Origin of the sequence: Candidatus Desulfatibia sp. (assembly GCF_036446775.1) — a bacterium.
In the GTDB taxonomy this organism is placed as follows: Bacteria; Desulfobacterota; Desulfobacteria; order Desulfobacterales; family UBA11574; genus Desulfatibia_A.
Map to the genome: position 1 here is coordinate 1 of NZ_JAZFTO010000310.1, position 7,881 is coordinate 7,881.

General features: G+C 44.3%; 11 protein-coding genes. 10 read left to right on the top strand and 1 reads right to left on the bottom strand.

All coding sequences use genetic code 11. The features are described from left to right. Positions 1–12 precede the first annotated feature (12 nt). From V3S16_RS14480 to V3S16_RS14525, 10 genes are read left to right on the top strand one after another with little or no spacing between them, the layout of a single operon-like run. A complete protein-coding gene (locus V3S16_RS14480) occupies positions 13–111 on the top strand; it encodes a hypothetical protein (protein ID WP_413886175.1) in 99 nt (32 codons plus the stop codon). Between the two features lie 5 nt (positions 112–116). Continuing rightward, positions 117–1,190, top strand: a complete 1,074-nt coding sequence (gene nuoH, locus V3S16_RS14485) for an NADH-quinone oxidoreductase subunit NuoH (RefSeq protein WP_413886158.1) — start codon at positions 117–119, stop codon at positions 1,188–1,190. Further along, the gene (locus tag V3S16_RS14490; protein ID WP_413886159.1) at positions 1,187–1,561 is read left to right on the top strand and encodes a NuoI/complex I 23 kDa subunit family protein; all 375 of its coding nucleotides are present in this window, start codon (positions 1,187–1,189) and stop codon (positions 1,559–1,561) included. Before nuoH ends, V3S16_RS14490 begins: the two co-directional genes overlap by 4 nt. A 1-nt stretch (position 1,562) precedes the next feature. Beyond that, entirely contained in the window at positions 1,563–1,970 is a 408-nt protein-coding gene (locus tag V3S16_RS14495) for a CBS domain-containing protein (RefSeq protein ID WP_413886161.1), read from the top strand. A gap of 3 nt (positions 1,971–1,973) precedes the next feature. Next, a complete protein-coding gene (locus tag V3S16_RS14500; protein ID WP_413886163.1) occupies positions 1,974–2,462 on the top strand; it encodes an NADH-quinone oxidoreductase subunit J in 489 nt (162 codons plus the stop codon). A 10-nt stretch (positions 2,463–2,472) separates the two neighbouring features. After that, positions 2,473–2,769, top strand: a complete 297-nt coding sequence (gene nuoK, locus V3S16_RS14505; protein WP_413886177.1) for an NADH-quinone oxidoreductase subunit NuoK — start codon at positions 2,473–2,475, stop codon at positions 2,767–2,769. A gap of 7 nt (positions 2,770–2,776) precedes the next feature. Then, the gene (locus V3S16_RS14510) at positions 2,777–4,246 is read left to right on the top strand and encodes a monovalent cation/H+ antiporter subunit D family protein (RefSeq protein ID WP_413886165.1); all 1,470 of its coding nucleotides are present in this window, start codon (positions 2,777–2,779) and stop codon (positions 4,244–4,246) included. Position 4,247: 1 nt separating this feature from the next. Then, positions 4,248–4,457 (top strand): hypothetical protein, encoded by a 210-nt coding sequence (locus V3S16_RS14515; RefSeq protein WP_413886167.1) that lies wholly within the window; start codon positions 4,248–4,250, stop codon positions 4,455–4,457. After that, the gene (locus V3S16_RS14520) at positions 4,450–6,183 is read left to right on the top strand and encodes a Na(+)/H(+) antiporter subunit D (protein ID WP_413886169.1); all 1,734 of its coding nucleotides are present in this window, start codon (positions 4,450–4,452) and stop codon (positions 6,181–6,183) included. The genes V3S16_RS14515 and V3S16_RS14520 overlap by 8 nt, the downstream gene beginning before the upstream one ends. Then, the gene (locus tag V3S16_RS14525) at positions 6,180–7,598 is read left to right on the top strand and encodes an NADH-quinone oxidoreductase subunit N (protein ID WP_413886171.1); all 1,419 of its coding nucleotides are present in this window, start codon (positions 6,180–6,182) and stop codon (positions 7,596–7,598) included. Before V3S16_RS14520 ends, V3S16_RS14525 begins: the two co-directional genes overlap by 4 nt. 1 nt (position 7,599) lies before the next feature. Here V3S16_RS14525 and V3S16_RS14530 read toward each other — a convergent pair. Then, the coding region (locus tag V3S16_RS14530) for a helicase C-terminal domain-containing protein (protein WP_413886173.1) at positions 7,600–7,881 on the bottom strand (282 nt) is incomplete at its 5' end.

Consider the following 7,881-nt stretch of genomic DNA (forward strand, 5'->3'; position numbering starts at 1 on the left):
TGCTTTTGCAACCTGGCTTCTCTGGAGAAGATGGCTGAAGGGGGGAAACTGGCTGATCTTGTCTCAATAAACGGTTCGTTGGATATGATCATGGGCGAAGTTGATCGGTGAAGAAAATGGAATTGAACAACCTCTATGATATGATAGTATATGTGCTGGAGCAGGTGGGGGCATACAGCATCCTTAAGAGCACATTTTCGCTGCGCCTATTGAACCTGGGCATATACGTAATAGAGGGAGCCATACTGCTTGGTTTTGTATCGCTGGCTGTTCTCGTACTCACATATATGGAGAGAAAGGTTCTCGCAGACATACAGATCAGGCTCGGCCCAATGGAAACGGGCGGTAGAAGATTCCACGGGATACTCCAACCCGTAGCAGACGGCATAAAACTCTTTTTGAAGGAGGACATAATCCCGAAAAACGTAGACAGGTGGGTTTATGTTGCAGCACCGATTGTCGTTTTCGTGCCCACCCTTTTGATGTTTGTCGCTATCCCATTAAACGAGTACCTTGTCCTGGTTGACATGGAACTCGGGTTGCTGTACATACTTGCAATTTCAACGATAGCTCCACTAGGCGTAATGATGGCCGGCTGGTCGTCAAAGAACAAATACGCACTGATTTCTGCCCTGAGGTCGGCAGCCCAGATGATAACTTATGAAATTCCGCTGGTTTTGGCAGTATTGAGCGTGGCGTTGGTCACGGGAACATTGAATATAGGTGAGATTGTGGAATCGCAGCAGGGGCTTTTATTTGGCTTCATACCTAAATGGAATATCCTCCTGATCCCGATAGGTTTTTTCATATTCTTCGTGGGCTCATTGGCTGAGATTGGAAGGACGCCTTTCGACCTGCTCGAAGCAGAGAGTGAGATTGTTGCGGGGTACACCATAGAGTACAGCGGCATGCGGTTCGCATTCTTTATGTTTGCAGAGTACATGCACCTGTTCGCCGCAAGCGCATTGATCGCGCTCCTCTTTTTGGGTGGATGGAATGGTCCGATTCTGCCAGGCGTTGTCTGGCTCCTGATAAAAACATTCGTCATAATTTATACAGTCATATGGATAAGGGGCACATTGCCCCGAGTCAGGATAGATCAGCTTTTGGCTCTTGGATGGAAGTTTTTAATACCTATAGGTTTATTGAATATCGCAATAGTCGGTGCGGCAAGCATGGTGATGACATGAAAGGGATAATCAATGGTTTGATGTTGACAATCAAGTATGCATTAACCAGAAAACCAATAACCATAGAATACCCCCGGGCTGTGAGAAAGTCTCCGAATATGCGAGGTATGCATAAATTAGATAAGGGCAAATGTATTGTATGCAGAGTATGTGCGAACATGTGTCCAAATGGTTCAATTAAGATCGAGTTAAAGAAAAACAAGATGAAAACAAAGAATATAGAGGACTACGACTACACTGTAAATATAGGAGAATGCCTTTTTTGCGGCCTGTGCGAGGAAGCATGCCCGACAAAGGCTTTGGAGCTAACAGAAGATTTTGAGTTGGCAGAGTACGAAAGAACCGATTTATTAAAAAACTTGAGTGGTTGAAATGGAGCAGAAAATTGAGGATATGCTGGTAAAGGATTTGATGACTTATGGCGTAATAACGGTGCCAGAGACAGATACGGTCACAGAAGTGATTCAAGTACTGGTAGAAGGGCACGTGCACGGAGTCGCTGTAATTTCAGAGAAAAACGAGCCGATAGGGATAATCTCTGAGATAGATATAGTCAAAGCGTTTGGAAAAGACTTCAACGAAGTAACGGCAAAGGATATAATGTCGGGCCACGTGGAAAGCGTCGACATGAACATGACGATAAAGGATGCGGCAACGGTCATGAAGGAGAAGGAGTTCACCAGGCTGCTTGTGGTAGATGACAAAAAAGTATTACGTGGCATTCTGTCTTTAACAGACATCGTCAATGAAATAATGGAAATAGTTAGAAGAAAAGGGTAAAAGATGCTCGAGGCGTTTTTTTTAATTGCATTGATTGCAGTTTGTAGTGCCGCAATGGTCGTGATATCGAAAGAAATAGTGCACAGCGCATTATTTCTGGCTTTGTTGTTTACAATGATTGCCGCATTCTACATTTTACTGGGTGCAGAGTTTCTAGCGATAATACAGGTCCTCGTCTATATAGGGGGGGTAATCACCATGATATTGTTCACTATAATGCTGACGAAAAGCAAGGCGAAAAGCAGCATTGTGAATAATACCTTGATACTGCAGATTTTCGTATTCTCGGTATTCATGGCACTGATAATCACGGCATTAAGCGCAAGTAAAGTAACATTCAGTGCAGGCACTGTGCCAGTGTACTCATTAGAGGAAATAGGCAAAGTAATGCTTACCACGTACGTGCTTCCATTTGAGCTCATATCGCTGGTTTTGCTGGTCGCAATGGTGGCTGCGATATTTATTGCAAGACCTCAAAAGGAGGTAGGATAGCACGATACCAATAGATTATTTTCTGGGTGTTTCAGCAATCCTGTTCAGTATAGGGGCTTTTGGTGTTATAACACAGAAGAACGCAATCAAAGTCTTAATGTGCATAGAGATAATGCTGAACACCGCCACCCTGAATCTGGTTGCTTTCTCAGCAAATATGGCAGATATCTCAGGGCAGCTGATTGTGATATTTGCTATAGCCGTCGGCGCTGCAGAAATTGCAATCGGGCTGGCAATATTGCTTTTGATATTCAACAAACACGGGAGCATAGATCTAAGCGAGATAGGAACTCTTAGAAGGCGGTAACTCAAAAATGCAACAAACAATAGTCTCAATGGCCCCGGCGCTGGCAGTGCTGGTATCGCTAATAGGTGCCTTTTTAATAGTGTTATTTAGCAAGAAACCGAATCTCAGGGAATCGGTGACCATCATCACGGCGCTGACCAAATTCCTGATTGTTGCATCCATGCTGCCGATTATATTAAACGGAGATATCATAGAGTACACACTGTTTACGCTCTTTAAGGGATTGGACATAAAATTCAGGGTTGACGCATTCGGAATACTCTTCGCGACTACCGCATCGTTTCTCTGGATCATAACCTCGGTTTATTCAATAGGATATGTGAGATCACTTAAAGAGCACGCTCAAACCAGATATTTCTTCTGTTTTGCAATAGCACTTTCCTCTGCAATGGGCGTAGCATTCGCAGCTAATCTATTGACATTATTTATTTTCTATGAAATTCTGACAATATCTACGTATCCGTTGGTCATTCATAAAGAAACCAAGGGAGCATTAAGCGCCGGAACAAAATACTTTGGATATTTATTGACCACATCCATCATTTTTCAGTTGACAGCGATTGTCCTGGTTTATAGCCTAACCGGCACGCTGGAATTTTCAGAACGTGGCATTCTCGCAGGGCATGGCGGGGGACTTTTGACATTGATATTCTTTATGTTTATTATTGGCTATACTAAAGCTGCAATAATGCCTTTGCATTCCTGGCTTCCAACGGCAATGATTGCTCCAACGCCAGTGAGTGCGTTGTTGCATGCCGTAGCAGTGGTTAAAGTAGGGGTATTTTCAATTTTAAGAATAATATTTTACATATTCGGAATAGACCTGTTATCTGAATTAGGACTGGGCATTATATTGGCGTACTTTGTCTCATTCACTATTCTTTTGGCATCGATATATGCACTGACACATGATAACCTCAAGATGAGGCTCGCATATTCTACAATAAGTCAGCTCTCTTACATAGTCCTCGGGGCCGCATTGCTTAGCCCCAGTGGAATAATCGGGGGAGTAATGCATATCGTGAACCATGGCTTTGCAAAGATCACATTGTTCTTCTGCGCCGGTTCCATTTATATTGCTACCCGCAAGACCAACATAAGCGAGATGAACGGTATAGGGAGGAAGATGCCTATAACCATGTTTGCCTTTGCAATAGCTTCACTTGGCATGGTTGGGATACCCTTCACAGGCGGGTTTATAAGCAAATGGTTCCTGGCCTTGGGATCCATAGAGGCAGGCCAGATTCCTATTCTGATAGTGCTTTTAGTAAGTTCAATACTAAACGCAGCATATTTCTTTCCAGTGGTCTATACGGCCTTTGTCAAGGAATTGCCTGAAGGGGATAGCACCATTAAAGAACCCTCACTTTTTGTGACGGTTCCATTGACATTGACTGCCATTGGATCAGTGATCCTGGGGCTGTATCCATCCCTATTTTTAGAACTGGCTAAAGCAGTTATGCGGGGTGTGACGTAACATGGAGCGATTAAAAATATTATTTGGAATATGCCTTGTTGCCGTAGTCCTATCGGATTTCCTTATCCCCCGCGAGCATGTCACGTTTTTCTGGGAGGGAGTACCGGGCTTTAGTGCGGTATACGGGTTTATGGCGTGTGTCCTTATCATCGTAGTGTCCAAATTCATTGGCAAGCACTGGCTTATGAAGCCGGAGGATTACTATGATTAACGTACCGGTTGCATTCATATTCATATTGGGGGCATTCCTGGTGCCTTTACTACGCGGAAATGTTAGAAAGGCATACCTGCTTTTACTTCCATTAGTCGGATTTGTAGACCTCATAAACATGCCGCGTGGCACCGGTTTTGTAATGGATTTCATTGGGCTCGATCTGATTCTCGGCAGAGTCGATAACCTGAGCATGGTCTTTGGCTATGTATTTGTGATAATGGCCTTTATAGGAAATCTGTATGCCCTTCATGTGAAAGAATCCGGACAGCATGTTGCCGCCATGCTATATGTTGGTGGCTCCCTGGGTGTTGTCTTTGCAGGGGACTATCTTTCTCTGTTCATATTTTGGGAACTCATGGCTATTTCGTCGGTTTGGCTCATCTGGTACAGGGGGACAAAGATATCGCTAAATGCCGGGTTCCGGTACCTCTTAGTGCACGTATTCGGCGGTGTTTGTTTGTTGAGTGGTATTTTGCTGCTGTTCAATAGTACCGGGTCTATCTTATTTGAGCAAATGGATGTCAGGCATCTCAACGTTGCTTCCTACCTCATACTTATCGGATTTATGCTAAATGCCGCTGTGCCGCCGTTGCATGCCTGGCTTACAGATGCGTATCCTGAAGCGACGGTCACAGGAATCATATTCTTAAGCGCGTTTACCACCAAAACAGCAATATACGTATTGCTCAGGGCATTCCCTGGAACTGAAGCATTGATATGGATTGGTGCGATAATGGCCGTATACGGTGTAGTCTTCGCAGTCCTTGAGAACGATATCAGACGATTACTTTCTTATCACATTATCAGCCAAGTAGGATATATGGTCAGTGGTGTTGGGTTGGGGACCATGATGGCGGTAAACGGTTCGGCCTCCCATGCATTTACGCATATCCTCTATAAGGGCCTGCTAATGATGGGTGCTGGAGCCGTGATCTATACCACCGGGAAGAGCAAGCTGACAGAATTGGGGGGCCTGCACAAAAAGATGCCAGTGACCCTTATCCTTTATATGATCGGTGGATTTTCCATCTCAGCATTTCCATTTTTCAGTGGGTTTGTGAGTAAATCAATGGTTATAGCGGCTGCAGCCGGGGAGCACATGGCATTCGTATGGCTCATGTTGACATTGGCTTCAGCAGGCACGTTTCTTCACACCGGATTGAAGTTGCCCTACTTCACATTCTTTGGAAAAGACTCTGGAATAAATGCAAGAGAACCGCCGAAAAATATGTTGCTGGCCATGGGGATTGCAGCATTTTTGTCCATTTTTATAGGCGTCTACCCCCAGTCTCTTTATAACATATTACCCTACTCTGTAGACTTTGCCCCGTACACAGCGGGACATATCGTAGGGACTTTGCAAATTCTATTATTTACAGCATTAGGATTTTTCCTGCTTTTAAAGCAGGTTAAAGGTACTCCGACAATTACGCTTGATGCGGATTGGTTATATAGGAAAGGTGCCGGATGGTTCGTGTGGATTGTCAACAATCCATTGGCAGATGTCGGAAACATGGTCACACGGGTCGCTTTGAACTTTTTCACAGCTCTACTCTGGTTCAGCAGAAATCCTGTTGCGGCTATGAAAATCATAGTGGGCATGGAAAAAAGGGACCGATACCCAGACATCCCCCAGCATTTGGAGGTGGTTAGCTCCAATGCAGTCTTTGTACTGATATTCCTTTCAATCTGCATAATATTCCTTTTGGGTGGCGGACAATGAATTACATGCTGATGCTCCCCGAGGCCATCGTTTGCACAGCTGCATTGACAGCGTTAATGCTTGGAATGTTCAAAAACGGCAGGATTGTCGGTCATCTGAGCATATTTGCCTTAATATTATCTTTTTTATTCACCCTAAATCTATTCAACGCTAATACAACGCTGTTCAGCGGATTTTTTATCATCGACCCGCTGGCTGTGATATTTAAGCTTCTCTTTATCAGCATTTCTTTATTGGTAACAATATGTTCATTAGAACCTGTAAAAAAATGGGGAGATCGACCCGAATATTATTCCCTGGTACTGTTTACCACATTGGGCATGATGATTAGCGCATCCTCCGGTGATCTGATAACCCTTTACATCGGCTTCGAACTTACAGCCATTGCAAGTTATCCGTTAGTAGCATTCACAAAAAAGAAAATTTCAAGCGAATCAGCGATGAAGTATTTTATGTTTAGCGCATTCTTTTCTGCAATTACATTATTTGGGATATCCCTGGTTTACGGGGCAACCGGATCAACCAGCATTGCCAGTGCATTAACCATAAACAATCATTCTTTAGCTTTACTCGCCTCATTTTTCCTGATAAGTGGTTTTGGGTTCAAGACAGGCATAGTACCTTTTCATATGTGGCTGGCAGATACACACTCCGGAGCACCGGCACCCATAAGTGCTTTCCTCTCTGGCGGGATTATCAATGTTGCATTCGTTGCATTGCTAAGGGTGTTGGTAGTTGCAATGCCGACACTGCATGTGGAATGGGGTTTAATCTTGGCGGTATTAGCTATTCTGTCAATGACCGTGGGCAACGTTGTTGCGTTAGCCCAAAGAAACATCAAGCGAATGTTTGCTTATTCTACTATTGCCCAGGCAGGCTATATCATCATTGGATTGGCAGTGGCATTCAACATGGGGGATTTGGCGGCACTGGGGATTGCGGCTACCTTGCTTCATCTGACAGTTCACTTATTTATGAAGGGCGGGGCCTTTATCGCCGTCGCTGCAGTCTCCGAGCAGATTGGTTATGATATTAAAGATTATGCTGGATTGGGAAGGAGAGCGCCAATTACTGCAACGTTCATGTTGATTTTCTTGATTTCTCTCGCGGGAATCGTGCCCACCGCAGGCTTTATCAGTAAATTAGTCCTGCTCGTCGCGGCAATGAAATCCAATACTATGGGGGTCATACTTGCAGTGTCTTTGGTGATAAACAGCGCAATCTCCTGTGTTTATTATGGAAGATTGGCGAGATATATGTATTTCATAGAACCAAAAGACAATTCAAAAGTAAAAGAAGATATTACGTCCATTATACCAATGGCAATTGCCGCTATTGTGATACTTATCATTGGTTTGTATCCCCCCCCGGTTATAGGTCTTGTGAGGGACGTTGCCACTGCCTTGTTGCTATGATTTAGCGGGGCTTATGAAACCATTCGACCTCGTCTTTGATGGCATTCAAATCCAAAATCTGGATCTCGTGGCGGATTCCTTCCGGGAAGTACTTGAGATATTTTGTTCTGTCGTCCAGAAGGATTATGGATGCCGTGTCCCTCTCGCTTCTTACGGCCCTACCGATGCTCTGTAGGACCTTGTTCACCATGGGCAGTACCGAAAGTAGCATGAATGCCTTGCCGTATCCGAAGCGCTCTTCGTACCTCACCCCCTTTATTTTTAGTTCGAAATCCGGAACCGG